The organism is Roseovarius sp. Pro17 (assembly GCF_035599575.1).
Lineage (GTDB): Bacteria > Pseudomonadota > Alphaproteobacteria > Rhodobacterales > Rhodobacteraceae > Roseovarius.
On the sequence record NZ_CP141179.1, the window covers coordinates 1,744,916 to 1,760,420 of the forward strand.

Annotated in this window: 16 protein-coding genes and 1 other RNA gene; 11 read left to right on the forward strand and 6 right to left on the reverse strand. The window is 62.2% G+C overall.

Annotated elements, in window-relative coordinates:
• The first annotated feature begins 329 nt into the window (after positions 1–329).
• On the forward strand, positions 330–1,679 hold the full coding sequence (gene gdhA / locus U3654_RS08455; protein WP_324754896.1) for an NADP-specific glutamate dehydrogenase: 1,350 nt from the start codon (positions 330–332) through the stop codon (positions 1,677–1,679).
• Positions 1,680–2,550: 871 nt separating this feature from the next.
• Here gdhA and U3654_RS08460 read toward each other — a convergent pair.
• The 4 genes from U3654_RS08460 to U3654_RS08475 all read right to left on the reverse strand — a co-directional run bounded on the left by U3654_RS08460 (position 2,551) and on the right by U3654_RS08475 (position 5,880).
• Positions 2,551–3,702: a C45 family peptidase gene (locus U3654_RS08460; RefSeq protein ID WP_324754897.1), complete on the reverse strand. Its 1,152-nt coding sequence runs from the start codon at positions 3,700–3,702 to the stop codon at positions 2,551–2,553.
• Positions 3,699–4,745: a PHB depolymerase family esterase gene (locus U3654_RS08465; protein ID WP_324754898.1), complete on the reverse strand. Its 1,047-nt coding sequence runs from the start codon at positions 4,743–4,745 to the stop codon at positions 3,699–3,701. The genes U3654_RS08460 and U3654_RS08465 overlap by 4 nt, the downstream gene beginning before the upstream one ends.
• A 30-nt stretch (positions 4,746–4,775) precedes the next feature.
• Positions 4,776–5,192 (reverse strand): CopG family transcriptional regulator, encoded by a 417-nt coding sequence (locus U3654_RS08470; protein WP_324754899.1) that lies wholly within the window; start codon positions 5,190–5,192, stop codon positions 4,776–4,778.
• A 106-nt stretch (positions 5,193–5,298) separates the two neighbouring features.
• Positions 5,299–5,880, reverse strand: coding sequence for an XRE family transcriptional regulator (locus U3654_RS08475; protein WP_324754900.1), 582 nt, complete (start codon positions 5,878–5,880; stop codon positions 5,299–5,301).
• Between the two features lie 123 nt (positions 5,881–6,003).
• On the opposite strand from U3654_RS08475, the gene U3654_RS08480 reads away from it, so the two are divergent.
• Both U3654_RS08480 and U3654_RS08485 read left to right on the forward strand, forming a co-directional pair.
• Positions 6,004–7,326: an aspartate aminotransferase family protein gene (locus tag U3654_RS08480; RefSeq protein WP_324754901.1), complete on the forward strand. Its 1,323-nt coding sequence runs from the start codon at positions 6,004–6,006 to the stop codon at positions 7,324–7,326.
• 1 nt (position 7,327) lies between these two features.
• On the forward strand, positions 7,328–8,092 hold the full coding sequence (locus U3654_RS08485) for a pyrroline-5-carboxylate reductase dimerization domain-containing protein (RefSeq protein WP_324754902.1): 765 nt from the start codon (positions 7,328–7,330) through the stop codon (positions 8,090–8,092).
• Here U3654_RS08485 and U3654_RS08490 read toward each other — a convergent pair.
• Entirely contained in the window at positions 8,089–9,126 is a 1,038-nt protein-coding gene (locus U3654_RS08490; protein WP_324754903.1) for a histone deacetylase family protein, read from the reverse strand. The two genes, U3654_RS08485 and U3654_RS08490, sit on opposite strands and share 4 nt — an antisense overlap.
• A 31-nt stretch (positions 9,127–9,157) precedes the next feature.
• Positions 9,158–9,766 carry a cob(I)yrinic acid a,c-diamide adenosyltransferase gene (gene cobO, locus U3654_RS08495; protein WP_324754904.1) on the reverse strand — a complete coding sequence of 203 codons (609 nt, stop codon included), beginning with the start codon at positions 9,764–9,766 and terminating at the stop codon, positions 9,158–9,160.
• 222 nt (positions 9,767–9,988) lie between these two features.
• Between cobO and U3654_RS08500 the strand changes: the two genes are divergently transcribed.
• The 8 genes from U3654_RS08500 (at position 9,989) to U3654_RS08535 (ending at position 15,454) form a co-directional block, all read left to right on the forward strand.
• Positions 9,989–10,303 (forward strand): hypothetical protein, encoded by a 315-nt coding sequence (locus tag U3654_RS08500; RefSeq protein WP_324754905.1) that lies wholly within the window; start codon positions 9,989–9,991, stop codon positions 10,301–10,303.
• Positions 10,304–10,467: 164 nt separating this feature from the next.
• Positions 10,468–10,820: a transfer-messenger RNA gene (gene ssrA, locus U3654_RS08505) on the forward strand.
• A 161-nt stretch (positions 10,821–10,981) separates the two neighbouring features.
• Complete coding sequence (locus U3654_RS08510; protein ID WP_324754906.1) at positions 10,982–11,791, forward strand: chromate resistance protein ChrB domain-containing protein; 810 nt, start codon at positions 10,982–10,984, stop codon at positions 11,789–11,791.
• Position 11,792: 1 nt separating this feature from the next.
• On the forward strand, positions 11,793–13,040 hold the full coding sequence (gene chrA / locus U3654_RS08515; protein WP_324754907.1) for a chromate efflux transporter: 1,248 nt from the start codon (positions 11,793–11,795) through the stop codon (positions 13,038–13,040).
• Between the two features lie 68 nt (positions 13,041–13,108).
• Complete coding sequence (locus tag U3654_RS08520; protein WP_324754908.1) at positions 13,109–13,555, forward strand: SspB family protein; 447 nt, start codon at positions 13,109–13,111, stop codon at positions 13,553–13,555.
• Between the two features lie 86 nt (positions 13,556–13,641).
• Positions 13,642–15,045 (forward strand): class II fumarate hydratase, encoded by a 1,404-nt coding sequence (gene fumC, locus U3654_RS08525; RefSeq protein WP_324754909.1) that lies wholly within the window; start codon positions 13,642–13,644, stop codon positions 15,043–15,045.
• Positions 15,042–15,221: a DUF4169 family protein gene (locus tag U3654_RS08530; protein WP_324754910.1), complete on the forward strand. Its 180-nt coding sequence runs from the start codon at positions 15,042–15,044 to the stop codon at positions 15,219–15,221. Before fumC ends, U3654_RS08530 begins: the two co-directional genes overlap by 4 nt.
• Positions 15,218–15,454 carry a ribbon-helix-helix domain-containing protein gene (locus U3654_RS08535; protein WP_324754911.1) on the forward strand — a complete coding sequence of 79 codons (237 nt, stop codon included), beginning with the start codon at positions 15,218–15,220 and terminating at the stop codon, positions 15,452–15,454. The genes U3654_RS08530 and U3654_RS08535 overlap by 4 nt, the downstream gene beginning before the upstream one ends.
• Positions 15,455–15,505 lie beyond the last annotated feature (51 nt).

Consider the following 15,505-nt stretch of genomic DNA (forward strand, 5'->3'; position numbering starts at 1 on the left):
TCAGGTGGGCGATAGGAGCGTGAGGCTTATCCTTAACCCGCTTAAAAGGCGTGGCATTCGCACGCCGCCTATGCAGTACCAATCGATCCAGCTCATTTCATTCTCAGGTCAGTGATCTGCGGGCCATTGCGCGCCCACAACAACGGCATCCCCGCGCAAGCCACAGTCTGTTGGTCGGGATCGCGCGCATGTCAGTGGCTCCCATTTGTGGACGTCCGCCCACTGCCGATCGTCTGTTTCCATCGCAGGAAAGGCACTTCCTGAGCGCCATTGCGTTTCCAATGATCCTGCGCAATTGTTTGCGAAATCAGAAAATTAGGGACAGCGTTTTGAACACCATTGATGACAAGCTTCAACCGATCCTCGACACGGTGATGCACCGCAACGCAGGCGATCCGGAATTCCATCAGGCCGCACGCGAGGTACTGGAAAGCTTGGGGCGGGTGGTCGAACGGCATCCTGAATACTCCGAAGACGCCCTGATCGAGCGTATCTGCGAGCCTGAGCGCCAGATCATTTTTCGGGTTCCGTGGATCGACGACCGGAATCAGGTCCAGATCAATCGCGGTTTTCGCGTCCAGTTCAACTCGGCGCTTGGTCCTTACAAGGGCGGAATTCGGTTCCACCCTTCGGTGAATGTCGGAATTATCAAGTTTCTCGGGTTCGAACAGACGTTCAAGAACGCGCTTACGGGGATGCCCATCGGCGGCGGCAAGGGCGGGTCCGATTTCGATCCGAAGGGTCGATCTGATCGCGAAATCATGCGGTTCTGCCAGTCTTTCATGACCGAACTCCACCGTCATATCGGCGAATATGTCGACGTCCCGGCGGGCGATATTGGCGTAGGCGCCCGCGAGATTGGCTACATGTTTGGCATGTACAAGCGGCTGAATAACCGCTTTGAGGCGGGCGTCCTGACGGGCAAGGCGCTGTCTTATGGCGGTTCGCGCGCGCGTAAGGAGGCGACGGGATTTGGTACTGTTTATTTCGTGCGCTCTATGCTGACCCGGCAAGGTACCGATTTCGAGGGCAAGCGATGTGTCGTGTCGGGTTCGGGAAATGTTGCCATTTATGCGATGGAAAAGATCCTCGCATTCGGCGGTAAGGTCGTCGCCTGTTCGGATTCCGCCGGCTACATTGTTGACGAGGGCGGCATCGATCTGGATCTGGTCAAACAGATCAAGGAGGTGCAGCGCGGCCGCATCTGTGACTACGTCAAGATGAAAGGCGACGGCTGCCACTACGTTGAGGGTGGCTCAATCTGGCAAGTCCCTTGCGAGATCGCCCTACCCTGCGCCACCCAAAACGAACTGGTCGCCAAGGATGCCAAAGCGCTAATCGAGAATGGTGTGATCGCCGTGGCCGAGGGCGCCAACATGCCCTGCACCCCCGACGCGGTGCAGCTATTTCGAGCGGCGGGCGTGCTGTTCGCGCCGGGCAAGGCGGCCAATGCCGGCGGCGTCGCCACATCCGCGCTGGAAATGCAGCAGAACGCCAGCCGCGACAGCTGGAGCTTTCAAAAGACCGAAGAGCGGCTGGCCGAGATCATGCATGGTATCCACGAGGCGTGCGATCAGACCGCCGAGGAATATGGCGCGCCGGGCGACTATGTCCTTGGAGCCAACATTGCCGGCTTTGTGCGCGTGGCGGACGCCATGCGAGCAATGGGCGTGATCTGAGCGAGCGGGGTCTGAGCGACAGCATCGATCGGTCGATAGTGCGGCTCAGGAGTTGGCCGGTCGATCGACATCAAGCAGCCCGCCGAATGGGTCGGCAAGTTGATCCTCGGCAGATCGGCGCCCCGCTGCGCGCATTGTGCCACGCGACGGCAGTGGCAACGTGGGTCGCCTCGACGAGTTCGGTGATGCTGGCCTCAGAGCACAGCGCATCGTCTCGGACCCTGCCTGCCAGCCGAACGCGACCTCCGCTTCGTAGTTCGGCCGACGGAGGCGTGGATTGCAATCCACATCCTGCTCTTGGGTCACTCAAATTTCGGCGTTGTCTTGGATCGTCAACTTCTCTCAACAGACAGAGTATGTGTTGCCGCTGATCGCCCGATTCTTGACCTTTGAGCATGTAGCAGCACGAGTCGTAGATCGGGCAGCGAATCTCGTTAGGGCCGCGAGGCGGAGGGCCAACGCGCCTTAGCGCATGTTCATGCGAGCTTTATTAGTTTCGTCCGCTTAGTTCTCGCCCTGTGGGGATCACTGTCGCGTTTCGTTGGCTGCGGCGCCCGGAATGCGAGGAACGACGCCCGCCACCGTGCCGGTGATAACGTTACGAAACAGCATGACGCAGGCGATGCAGGACACCCGGCGGATCGAGGCACCGACCGAATGCGATCAGCGCTATTGGCTTGTCGCGCGCGCGGCAGATGATCTTTCTGACGAGCGAGAGCGGCTTTTTCTTGCGACCCACCAAAAGCGTCTCAACGGTCTTGGCGCGGCAACTTTTGGTCGGCTAGGCGAGCATGCGGATTGCACCCGCAGGAACGCAATCGATTTGCCGGGATGCAACCCACCCCGGCAAACATAGTCTCCCCTTGCGCAGTCAAGCGTTACCCAAATACCCCTGCCACGACGCCGAATGTTGGGGTGCCGATGTCGGCAGATAGCTGTCAATGCTGCGTCCCTGCCCTGCCGCAAAGTCGCGCGCGACGGCGCGCCAGTCGACAAAGGCGGCCATCGCCCAATCGGGTGTATCGGGACCGGCGACCGGAACTGCCTGTCCGCCGGGCTGCGCGGCTGCGAAGTCGATCAGGCGCGACCCCTCATCGAAGCTGTCCAGCGACTGGTGCCACTGCTCGAACGGCCAGATGAGGCGCATGGTGCATGCCTCGGGGTCGTATTCGGCGGTGAACAAAGTGCCAAAGCCTTCGCCATAGCGATCCTGGTGCAGTGAGTCCGAGGTAAATTCGACGTGCAGATCGACGGCTTGCGTGTCGAGGCGTGTCAGATGCGCGTGGCGTTCATAGGTGCGGGTAAAGGAGGCGCCGTCGGGTCGCGCAGCACCGCTCTGATGATTAGTCGCTACGGCTTGGGGCATCACCCGCACGCCGCCGCCGGGCAGAATCTCGACACTGGCGGTGTGTCCCGCGCGGTCCGCCAGCACGAGGTTGTAGGCCATATGAGATGGCACGCGCCGCAGGGCCGCCAGCGCGTCGTCCACCGTATCGCAGGTCTCGAGCACGTAGCGCAGGATCGTCGTGATGCCGAACCCCTCGCCCGTCTCGGAACGGCCGCCATAGGCCAACGCGACCGAGAGGCCAGCATCGTTGATGCCGTCGGACAGACCCCAGAGGAACTCGACCATGCCCATTACGGGGCGCGTCCATTCGCTGCGCAGCAACAGGCCTTCGTTCAGGTCGGGCGCAAGGTCGTAGTTGCGCAGCAGCCGAACGCCCGTGTCGTCAGCCAGCGCCGCCAGCGAGCAGCCGCCCAAATAGGTCGGCGGGCACCAGGTCGACAGGAACTGCGCTGCACGATCAGTATCACCCGTGATGGCAACCAGCCGGTCATAGACCGGGATCAGTTCGGGCATGTGGCACTGCATCGCTGCGCGGCACGCCTTGCGGTCGGGGCCTCGATCGCCGCCGCTTGCGATGAACCAGGCCTCGTAAGAGGGCCAGGATCGCTGCCAGCGTGCGTGCCATTTTGGCCCGGCGGTTGCCTCGTTCACGGCGTCGAATGTCATGGTGGTCATTTGAGTATCTCCTGAGAGTTGATGTTCATGAAAAAGCGGATCATCTCGGCGCTGGCATCCGGCCCAGCCGGGTCCGCGTAGCTGCCGCCCGGCTGCCCGCCGGACCATGCGTGGCCGAGACCCTCGACGGTCCAATGCTCCAGCCGCACGTCCCCTTCGGGACCCGACGCGATGGCCCGGCGATAGCCGCGTCCGCCCGCCTGTCCCGTTTGTGTCGTGCGGACTGAGGCGGCGATGCTGCTTGCCTCAGCCATATCCGCGATGGTGTCGCCGTTGGCAGGGTGAACGGTTCGATCGGCTGTGCCGTGGAACACGATCGTGCGCATATCCGAAGGTTTGAGCCGGCCAGTCGCAGCGCCCGCCGTCCCCGCCATCGCGGCAAACGCCGAGGGAACGTCGCTGGCCGCGCCGAAGGGCAGACCGGAATGCGCGCCTACTGCGGCAAAGATATCCGGATAAGTCTCGCCCAAAATCACTGCCATCGCCGCGCCCGCCGACAGACCTGCGACAAAAGTTTGCGTACGCGGCACGCCATGTTCGGCCATCGCGCGTTTCGTCATGCCTGCGATAATCTCGGGCTCGCCGCGGTCGCGGCGTTGATCGCCCTTGCTGAACCAGTTCCAGCAGGTCTGCGCATTGGCACCGCGCGCCTGCTCAGGATAGATCACGATCAGATTGTGCTGTTCGGCCAGCGCGTTCATGCCGGTGCCTGTCGCGAAATCCTCGGGCGTCTGAGTGCAGCCATGCAGCATAGTCACAATGCCCTTGATGCCCTGCCCCGCCGAGGCAGGAACATAGGTGCGGTAGGCGCGGCTGCCGCTGTGGCCCGCGTGGGTATCGCGCGAAAACAATGCGCCATCCGGTATCGTGGGCGCAGGCCTTGCGATGTCGGCGCCAGGCAGACCCGTAAGCCCCGGTAGTCCCGCGCCATCCGGCATCAGGCCATGCTGCGCGAGGGTGCGCCGAACGAGGTCGTCGGCGGCGCTCATCGGGCGTGCATCATTGTTCGCCGGGCGCCATGCGCCAGCGTTGAAATTCATCATCTGAGTATTCCTTATAAGGGGCTGGGCATCCTAGAGAATGCGGTCGGCCAAGGCTTCCTTGATTTCGCGAGAGGCCTGAAGCGCCCCCAGCACGGTAATGGACCCGATTGTTTGTTTCGCCAGTTCGGGGGTGACGTCGGCGGCGATGCGCGCAAGGCCCACCACCTTGACGTGCAGGATTTCGCCGCCATCGCGCAGCGCCTCCAGATCGGCGCGGGTGTAGTCGCGCAGGCCCAGTTCCATCGTGTGGCGCTCGACCGATTTGGTCACGATCTCGGACTGTGCGTCGATCTGGTTTCGAATGGCCGTGCGTATGAAATCACTGCGGTTCGAATAGAATCCCTCCTGCACCAGCAGGTCGATCCGCCCGAGGTCAACAAACCCCAGATTGATCGTGATCTTTTCATTCTCGGGCTGCTTGTCGCGCAGCTGCTTGACGTTACTCATTGCGTTTCTCCATCCGTGTGGATGGTATATGGATGTTATTTCGTGATGCGCAAGGATTTTTTGGAAAATCTAGCCTGCCGGGTCCGGTAATCACGCCGTAAGCGCCTCAGCCCGCCTTGTCCGCGTAGACATAGAGGCATCGACTTGTCCCGCCCGGACGTGCGAGGCAGGCGTGCTTCATGGCGCCGTCGAAATGCACGCTGTCGCCGGGTGCCAGCACGGTCGGCTCGTATCCTTCGGAAACGAACACCAGATCGCCTGTCAGCACGAACAGGAAATCCTCGGTCGCGTGGCTGTTCCACGGGCCGAATTCCGCGATGTCCGTGCAGGTGAATTCCGTGATGTAGGACTGAAACCTTCGCCCGCGCAGCTGCGGCGCCAGCGGAGATAGCGCCGAATTGGCGTCTGTAATGGTGGTGTCGGGTGTGCCGCGCGTCACGATCATCCGGCCCGTCAGCGCCGACGGCCCGCCGGTCTGCAACAACTCGGCGAGGTCAGTACCGAGGCCACGCGCCAGTTTCAGCAGGATCTCGAAGGTCGGGGACAGATTACCCGTCTCGATCTTGGACAGGGTCGAGCGCGCGAACCCGGCCTTTTCGGCCAGCGTCTCTTGGCTGAGGTTTTGGCCGATCCGGCGCGATTTGATCCGGCGGCCTAGGAACTGCCTGTCGATTTGTTCAGTCTCCACGGCTCTTTCCCCTTTTCGTGTCAACGCGCCTAATCTCTTATCGCAGGATCAACCTGACCTCAATTGACCGCAATATGTTCCTATAGTAACAATTGCGCTGACATCTGGATAGGGAGACGGGCCATGGACATGACGAAATCAGAAGCGCTGCACGCGCGCGGCCTAAAGGTGATGGTCGAAGGCGTTTCCTCGGCCTCGCGCGGGCCTGCCGCCTTTGGGCGCGCGCCGCAATATATGGAGCGCGGCGAGGGCAAATACCTCTATGACGTGGACGGCAACGCCTATCTGGACTGGATGATGGCCTATGGCGCACTACCCTTGGGCCATGGCCATCCCGCCATTGTCGAGGCGGTGACGCAGGCCGTCGTGGGCGGCACGCACACGGCCACGGCGGTGGAGATAGAGGTCGAACTGGCCGAAATGATCGTCGCGATGCTGCCCCATGTCGACAAGATCCGTTTTGCCAACACCGGGACCGAGGCCGCCATGGCCGCCTTTCGCCTTGCGCGCGGGCATACCGGACGGCGCAAGATCATCAAGTTCGAGGGGCACTACCACGGCTGGTGGGACGCCGTTTTGCTGAACTCGAACCCGCATAATCCGCTGTCTTTGGGCCATAAGTCCAATCCCGTTCATATCCCTGACAGCTCAGGCCTGACGCCCGGCGCGCTCGAGGACACCGTGGTCGTGCCATGGAACGATTTCGATGCGCTCGAGCGTGCAATGGCCCTGCATGGCCGCGATGCCGCCTGCGTCGTGACCGAGCCTGTGATGGCCAATTTCGGCGTGATCGCCCCCAAGGACGGCTATTTGCAACGGATGCAAGAGCTATGCCGCGAGCATGGCGCGCTGTTTTACGTCGACGAAACCGTGACAGGTTTCCGCCTGTCGCCCGGCGGATGCTGCGAGCTTTATGGCCTGACGCCCGATATCGTCACTTACGGCAAGGCGATCGGCGGTGGCATGCCTGTCGCCGTGATCGGCGGCTCGGACGAGGTGATGTCAGGGCTTGAGTGGGGCAAGGTGCTGCATTTCGGCACGCATAACGCGGGGCGGCTATCGTTGACGGTATCCAAGGCGATGCTGACCACGATGACGGCCAACGACAATGCCGGGTTCAAGCACAACATGGAGATCGGACAAAAGATGGCGGCCGCTATCGGCGACGTCCTGCGGGGCCAGAACAAGCATCGCGCGATCTGTCAGGGCGTCACATCGATGTTCCAGATCTTCTTTACCGATGCCGAAGAGATCACCGACTACCGTGATTTCTGCGCCCATGTGGATCGCGTGAAATACCGCGATTTCGCGCTGAAACTGATGGATCGCGGCATCTACATGACGCCCGGCTCGACCCTGCATTCGTTGCCGTCGATCCTGCATGACGAGGCGGACATCGCCCATACGGCCCAGATCATCGCCGAAGTGTTGGAGGCGTGGGACTGAAATGGACCCCATCGGCATCCTTGGCACCGGAGCGCTGGCCGCGCATGTGGTGGCCGGACTGCGCCGCGCCGGGCTGATGGCAGATATCATCGTCTCGCCGCGCGGCGCGGAGGTCGCCGCAGCTCTGGCCGAGGCGCACGGGGTCATCGTGGCGCGCAGCAATCAGAACGTTGTCGACCGTGCGCGAATGGTGCTGGTCTGCCTGCCCGCAAGCGCCGGGGTCGAGATCATGTCCGGCCTGACATTCAGCGAGGGCCACAGCGTCTGCTCGGCGATGGCTGGCGTCGGGCCTGACACCTTGGCACCGCTGATCGCGCCCGCGGCCCTTTGCCAGACGATGATGCCCGGTGCGGCGAACGCCATCGGCGCAGGGCCCTGCCTGCTCTATCCGGCGGCAGAGGACTGGCAGGCGTTGCTGACGAATCTGGGACCGGTCCTGACGCTGGAAACGCAGGCGGAGTATGACACCGCAGCCGTCTTTGGCGCACTATCGGGGGCCAGCTTCCTGCTGATGCAGCACCTTGCCGAATGGTTCGAGCGGCGCGGGATCGCGCCCGAGGTCGCGCGCTCGCTGGTCGCAGCCACGCTAGCCGGGAATGCTGCCGTGTTGAAGGACGCACCGCAGGACTGGGCAGATATCATCGCCAGCATCGCCACGCCGGGCGGTGTGACCGAGCAACTGGTGAGTGAGCTAACCCGCACCGGCGGGCTGACCGCGTGGGACGACGGGCTGGATGCCGTCCACGCCCGGATGACGAAAGGCTAGACACCGAATACGTCCAGCACGTCGGCGATCAGATGCCCCAGCACGTCCGACTCATAGCCGCCCTCCTGCACGATCACCGTCGGCAGGCCCAGCGCGGATATGCGTTCGGCCATCGCCCCAAAGGCCGGGCGAGTGACGGCGTGGCGACCATGCGTGTCATGCTCGGACGCATCGACGCCCAGCGCGAGGACCAGCGCATCGGGCGCGAAATCGACAATCGCCTTGATGCTGCGCTCTAGCGCGGACAGAAAAGGGCCGTCGCCTGCACCGAATTCGTAGGGGGTGTTCAGGTTAAATCCCTCACCTTCGCCCTCGCCACGTTCCTCCGGGTAACCGGTGAAAAACGGATAATACGCGCGCGGGTGCGAATGCATCGAGACGGTCAGCACGTCGGCGCGGTCATAGAATATCGCCTGCGTGCCGTTACCGTGATGCACGTCTACGTCGAGGATTGCGACCTTGGCGTAGTTGCCACGCAGCTCTTCAGCCGCGATGGCCGCGTTATTGAGATAGCAAAACCCCATCGCCTTGCCTGCCAGCGCGTGATGACCCGGCGGACGGCACAGCGCGTAATGCGCGCGCCCCGTTATCCGCACAGCCCGCGCGGCCGCAATCGCCCCTTGGGCCGACCAGTAGGACGCGGCCCATGTTCCCTCGACGATCTCAGCGGCCATGTCGCCCGAATACCAGCCCAGTTGGCCAACAATCAGGTCGGGTTTTTGCGCATAGGGTACTAGCGGAAAGGCGTTGGGCATCGCGTGCCCCCCGGCGGCGAGAGGTGCACCGTTCCCATATTCGGCAACCCAACGGCCCCATGCACAACGCAGGAAGTCGACGTAATCGGCGTCATGCACGGCGAGGATGGGATCGCACCCGGCATCGTCCGGCGCACTCAGCACCTTGCCGCGCGCGCGCAGCGTGCCGGCGATCAGCGCCGCACGACTGGCGCTTTCGCGACTGGGCCGGATCGCACCCATCTGCACGAAATGCGCATTGCTGTGCCGCAGTTGGGCGTCCGACCAGAAGATCGTCACGCCCTGCCCCTATCCGCACCGCACGGTTGCACTAGTATTCCACGCCCAACTGCGCCTTGACCCCGTCACGGAACGGATGCTTGATCAGGTTCATCTCGGTCACCAGATCGGCGGCTTCGATCAACTCGGGCTTGGCGTCGCGGCCCGTCAGGCAGACATGGGTCATCTTGGGTTTCTGCGTCAGCAGGAACTCAACCACCTCGTCGATATCGAGGTAATCGTAGCGCAGTGCGATGTTGATCTCATCCAGCAGAACAAACTGGATCTTGGGGTCGAGAATCTGCTCCTGCGCGATTTTCCAGCCATTCTGGGCGGCGGCGACATCGCGCGCGCGGTCCTGCGTTTCCCAGGTAAAGCCTTCGCCTGAGACGAAAAACCGACACTCATCCGCAAAGCGCTCGCGCAGAAACGTCTTTTCGCCGGTCTGCCAGTTGCCCTTGATGAACTGCACGACAGCGCAGGGCATCCCGTGACCGATGCAGCGCATGATCATGCCGAATCCAGACGAGGATTTGCCCTTGCCGTCACCGGTATGGACCATGATCAGGCCCTTTTCCTCGGTCTTGTGCTTCATCAGGGCGTCACGCTGTGCCTTGATGCGCTTCATCTTTTCGTTGTGGCGGGCGTCGATATCTTCCATGGGGGGCTCCTTGGGCATATGTCACGCTCAGCTTGCATTTGGCGCCTGCGGCGTCAATCGCCGTGAAACGGATCGCTGTGTCAGTCAGGTAAGACAGCTTCAATCCCATCGTATTCTTGCTGAAATTATCGTGGCTTTAAATGTTTGAGCCATACCAATGTCTTGCCGCGTGACGGCGCCGGGCCACTATCGTAATCAAACCAAAGAAAATGAGAATTCCAAATGAGCAATACAGCCCCCAGTACATCGCCAAACTTGATCGCGCAGGCCCAGGCAGACAAGGCCGAAACTGCACTACTGACCGATACCTTTAACGAAAGTACGGGTTTGACATGGCTGTGGTCGCTGATGTTTGGCCCGATGTATTTCTGGGTTCACGGCTTCGTCGGACGTGGATTCCTGCTATTTTTCCTATGCCTCTTCACGTTTGGCATCGGCCTTTTGGCAGCCCCTTTCATTGCTTATCCTGCCTGGAAAAAGCGCGCCCGCCTAAAGGCTGAGAATATGACGGCAATTTCAAGGGCTCGTCAGGGGTGACAGCGCACGGTTGTCATACAGTGAGGGCGGCATAGCCGGCGTATTACACGCAGCGCGGCTGTTGCCCCCTGATGCCGCTATGGACCTTGAGGCAACGGCAAGTATTGAATTGGCAACAACTCGATTGTGCCCACCGCTAAAAAAGTTGCTCGCAATGCCGCTAGACCGTTTGCAAACGCCCCAAGAGCGCCTATATTCAACCTGTCCCCTCGGGGACTATGGACATAAACGCGCTCGTAATAAGCGGATCGGACCCGGGGGCGGTACCCGGCGACTCCACCAACAACCCTTCATTTGGGGGCGGATCGGGGTCGAAACAGGATCGACGAACGTCTAAAGGGGTTATGCTTTGTTTCGGCGGGGTGCCACCGTATCGGCCCGAAAAGTACAATTGCAAATGACAATCGTGCTCCGGTAGCTCTGGCCGCGTAAGCGGTTCGAGAGATCGAAACCTAAGCCCTTACGCCTAGCAGCGTAAGGCGGGGTTCGCAGGCACCTGGCAACAGAAGCCTGCACTTTACCCTCTCCCTCATTCAAAGTGTCGTGCCGCGCGTGCGGTTCACCGATATTGACACATCCGGCGCTTCACGCCACAATTGTCCCTTGGGGAACGCCGCGACTGCCCCGTGAGGCTTTGGCCCAATGTCGCATCCTGAACCTGATTGCTCAGAGGATGCCATGCCAGCCCCCCATGAAATTACCCCATCACAATTGATGCGCCTCATCGGCACACCGCTCTGCCCTGCCATCATCGACGTCTGCCTGCCCGACGATTTTGCCGCCGACCCACGCCTGATCCCCGGCGCGCGGCGTCACTCGCATGCCGATCTGCCGGGCCTCATCATCACCCTCAAAAGGCGTTCCGCCGTCATCGTCTGTCAGAAGGGCCGCAAACTAAGCCAAGGGGTCGTCAGCGCCCTACAGGCCGAAGGGATCGCAGCCGAATACCTCAAAGGCGGCGTCATGGCGTGGCGCGATTCGGGGGCGCCACTGGTACCGGTGGCCGCCGTGCCATTCGACGATGCGATGCAGACCTGCTGGATCACCCGCGCCCGCCCCAAAATCGACCGCATCGCCTGTCCTTGGTTGATCCGGCGATTTGTCGATCCCGGTGCGCGGTTCCTCTTTGTCGCCCCGTCAGAGGTAACTGCCGCAGCGCAGCTATTCGGCGCGACGCCCTTTGATACCGAGGGGGTGGATTTCACCCATGAGGGGGATCGCTGCACCTTTGACGTAATGGTCGAGCGGTTCGGACTGAGCAGCCCGGCGCTGGACCGCCTTGCACTGGCGATCCGCGCGGCGGACACGAACCGGCATGAGCTGCACCCCATAGCCGCCGGTCTGCTGGCGGTGTCCGTGGGCCTGTCGCGGCAGTATCGCAACGATCAGGCCCAGCTTGAAGCGGCGATGCCGCTCTATGATGCACTCTATCGCTGGGCGCGCGACGGGCATGAGGAAGGTCACGACTGGCCCCATGCGGGGGCGTGACATGCAGGTTTCCACACGCGAGTTCCTGCGCAGTTTTGCGCGGATCGGTTTTCTGTCATTCGGCGGACCGGCTGCGCAGATATCGCTGATGCACACCGAACTGGTCGAGCGGCGCGGCTGGCTGGACGAGCGACAGTTTCTGGGCGCGCTCAGCTTTTGCATGCTCTTGCCTGGCCCCGAGGCGATGCAGCTGGCCACCTATACCGGCTGGAAACTGCGCGGCACTTGGGGCGGTCTAATCGCGGGACTGTTGTTCGTGCTGCCGGGCGCGACGGTAATCCTGACGCTGGCGCTGGCCTATGCGCATTGGGGCGATGTTGGGCTGGTACAGGCGCTTTTCTCGGGGATCAAGGCCGCCGTCCTCGTGATCGTCGCGCTGGCGCTATGGCGGCTTGCGCGCCGCGCGCTGACGGGATGGGCGCATTGGGCACTGGCAATCCTCGCCTTCGTCGCGATCTACGCCGCCGCCCTGCCTTTCCCGGCGATCATCGCCGCCGCCGCACTTTGGGGCGCGTGGCACTCGCGCGCCGAAACCCGCGACCGCGCGCCATCACCCGCCCCCGGTCAAACCGCGCGCACGCTGCGCACAGTCGCGATCTGGGGCACGCTCTGGGCGGCGCCAGTCCTCATCGCCTATGCCATGGGCGCGACGTTCCTGACGGATATCGCGCTGCTCTTTAGCAAATTGGCGGTCGTCACTTTCGGCGGCGCCTATGCGGTGCTGGCCTACATGACCCAGACGGTCACGCAGACCCATGGCTGGCTCAGCACTGGCCAGATGATCGACGCGCTCGGCCTCGCAGAAACCACGCCCGGCCCGCTGATCCTAGTTACGCAATTCGTCGCCATGCTGGCCGGGTTTGCCAAGGGCGGCACGGCGTTGGCCCTGATGGCGGGCGCGCTGACGCTGTGGGTAACGTTCGTGCCTTGCTTTCTATGGATATTCACCGGCGCACCCTATCTGGACCGCCTTCTGGCCCAGCCGCGCCTGCGCGGTGCGCTGGCGGCGATATCGGCCGCTGTCGTCGGTGTTATCGCCAACCTGTCCCTGTGGTTTGCACTGCATGTGCTTTTTGAGCAGATCGCGCGCGGCCCGCTTGGCCCCTACCCGATCCTCAGCACTCTGGACTGGCAGGCGGCGGCGCTGACCGCGCTCGCTGCGCTACTGATGGTGGGCCTACGCACCCCGATGCTGCCCGCACTGGCTGTGATGGCGGCGGCAGGCGCACTCTTGCAGATGGCGCCGTGACGACGCGCAAGGCCTTTTACTTTCTCGCGAATCCCCTATTGTGGGCCGAGGGAAAACGAGGGCTCAGGATGTCTCGCACGATTGAATACGGCAATCTGATGCACCGGGCCATGCGTGGCCTGATCCAGGAAGTTCTGGAGGATGTGCGCGATAACGGCCTGCCCGGCGCGCATCATTTCTTTATCACTTTTGATACGAACCACCCCGAGGCGGCGCTGGCTGACTGGCTGAAACAGCGCTATCCCGATGAGATGACCGTCGTCATGCAGCACTGGTATGACAATCTGGATGTCAGCGATCAGGGCTTTGGCATCACGTTGAATTTTGGCGACGCACCCGAAAACCTTTATGTGCCCTACGACGCGATCAAGACTTTCGTCGATCCGTCGGTCGAATTCGGTCTGCGGTTCGAGACTCAGGCAGATGATGATGATGACGGCGACGACGACGATGGCGGGGACGCGCCGAAAGAGGGTGGCGATATCGTCAGCCTCGACAGCTTTCGCAAGCATTGAGGTCAATGCGGCCTGACCTGCGCGCCGGATTGAAATTCCCGCGCGGTTCGGTCAGACAGAGGCAAACCTGACCAAGGAGCGCCCGAATGAGCCGGACCGAGACGACCACCCGCACCGAAACCGATAGCTTTGGCCCCCTTGAGGTGCCCAGCGACAAATACTGGGGCGCGCAAACGCAGCGCTCGCTGATCAATTTCCCTATCGGGTGGGAACGCCAGCCTATCGCCATCGTGCGCGCCCTCGGTGTCATCAAGAAGGCCTGCGCGCAGGCGAACCTTGAGCTGGGTAAACTGGACGAGGCACGCGCCGATGCGATTATCGAGGCCGCGACCGAAGTCATCACCGGCGATCTGGACGACAATTTTCCGCTGGTCGTGTGGCAAACCGGGTCCGGCACACAATCGAACATGAACGCCAACGAGGTCATCGCCAATCGCGCGATCGAAATCATGGGCGGCACCATCGGGTCCAAGGACCCAGTGCATCCGAACGATCACGTCAATATGGGCCAGTCGTCGAACGACACCTTCCCGACTGCAATGCATATCGCGGCAGCCATGACAGCCCACGGCGTCACCCTGCCCGGCCTCGAAAAACTGCACGACGCGCTGGAGCGCAAGTCGCAGGAATGGGATCATATTATCAAGATTGGCCGCACCCATACGCAGGACGCGACGCCCCTGACGCTGGGGCAGGAATTTTCCGGCTACACCCATCAGGTCGCCATGGGGATCGAGCGCATAAAGGACGCGCTGGAGCGGATCTATGAATTGGCCCAAGGCGGCACAGCAGTCGGCACAGGCCTGAACACCACGCGCGGCTGGGGCGAAACGGTCGCCGCCAACATGGCCGAAATTACCGGGCTTCCGTTTGTCACCGCGCCTAACAAGTTCGAGGCGCTGGCAGCCCATGACGCGATGGTCGAAATCTCGGGCGCGCTTCGCGTCGTCGCCGGCAGTCTTTTCAAGATTGCGAACGACATCCGCTTTCTCGGCTCCGGCCCCCGCTGCGGTCTGGGCGAGCTGATCCTGCCCGAGAATGAGCCGGGCAGCTCGATCATGCCGGGCAAGGTGAATCCGACCCAATGCGAGGCGCTGACGCAGGTTTGCGCGCATGTGATGGGCAATGACGCCGCCGTCGGCTTTGCCGGATCACAAGGTCATTTCGAGCTGAACGTTTACAAGCCGATGATGGCGTATAACGTGCTGCAATCCATGCAACTTCTGGGCGACGCGTCGTCGGCGTTCACCGATAATCTGGTGGACGGTTTGCAAGCGGATGAGGCCCGTATCGACAAGCTGATGCGCGAGTCGCTGATGCTGGTGACGGCGCTCGCGCCCGAAATCGGCTATGACAATGCCACCAAAGTGGCCAAGACGGCGCACAAGAACGGCACGACACTCAAGGAAGAGGCCATCGCGCTGGGTTTTGTCGATGCCGAAACCTTTGATCGCGTCGTGCGCCCCGAAGACATGGTCGGGCCCAAGTGACGGGGGCGCCCATTAACCTCAACCGCGCGCGAAAGGATCGCGCGCGGGCCGAGGACAAGACTCGCGCGGATGAAAATGCCGTGCGTTTTGGCAGGACCAAGGCGCAAAAGACAGCCGAGCGCACCGAAGCGGACCGCGCCGCGCGCCTCCTAGACGACCACCAGCGCGAGGAATGACGCTGCGCCCGGTCAAACACTCGCTCACTCTGCGCGGACATCGCACGTCGGTCACGTTGGAGCCAGAGTTCTGGCAGGCCTTCCGCGCCATTGCTGCCGAAGGTAGCACCCCAATCAATGCGCTGGCCGCCGAAATCGATGCGGCGCGCGGCCCCGATCTGGGCCTTGCCTCGGCCATCCGGCTGCATGTGCTGCGCCACTACCGCGCAGTGGCGGAAAAGCGCGGCGACTGAGCCCCGAGAATGGACAGCGCGCCACCGCGCAGGCATGGTGCGCGCACGCAC

Coding starts and splice junctions, on each gene's coding strand:
- U3654_RS08460 (WP_324754897.1), bottom strand. CDS start 3,702: ATGACCACCATGACATTCGACGCCGTGAACGAGGCAACCGCCGGGCCA.
- U3654_RS08465 (WP_324754898.1), bottom strand. CDS start 4,745: ATGATGAATTTCAACGCTGGCGCATGGCGCCCGGCGAACAATGATGCA.
- U3654_RS08470 (WP_324754899.1), bottom strand. CDS start 5,192: ATGAGTAACGTCAAGCAGCTGCGCGACAAGCAGCCCGAGAATGAAAAG.
- U3654_RS08480 (WP_324754901.1), top strand. CDS start 6,004: ATGGACATGACGAAATCAGAAGCGCTGCACGCGCGCGGCCTAAAGGTG.
- U3654_RS08485 (WP_324754902.1), top strand. CDS start 7,328: ATGGACCCCATCGGCATCCTTGGCACCGGAGCGCTGGCCGCGCATGTG.
- cobO (WP_324754904.1), bottom strand. CDS start 9,766: ATGGAAGATATCGACGCCCGCCACAACGAAAAGATGAAGCGCATCAAG.
- U3654_RS08500 (WP_324754905.1), top strand. CDS start 9,989: ATGAGCAATACAGCCCCCAGTACATCGCCAAACTTGATCGCGCAGGCC.
- U3654_RS08510 (WP_324754906.1), top strand. CDS start 10,982: ATGCCAGCCCCCCATGAAATTACCCCATCACAATTGATGCGCCTCATC.
- chrA (WP_324754907.1), top strand. CDS start 11,793: ATGCAGGTTTCCACACGCGAGTTCCTGCGCAGTTTTGCGCGGATCGGT.
- U3654_RS08520 (WP_324754908.1), top strand. CDS start 13,109: ATGTCTCGCACGATTGAATACGGCAATCTGATGCACCGGGCCATGCGT.
- fumC (WP_324754909.1), top strand. CDS start 13,642: ATGAGCCGGACCGAGACGACCACCCGCACCGAAACCGATAGCTTTGGC.
- U3654_RS08535 (WP_324754911.1), top strand. CDS start 15,218: ATGACGCTGCGCCCGGTCAAACACTCGCTCACTCTGCGCGGACATCGC.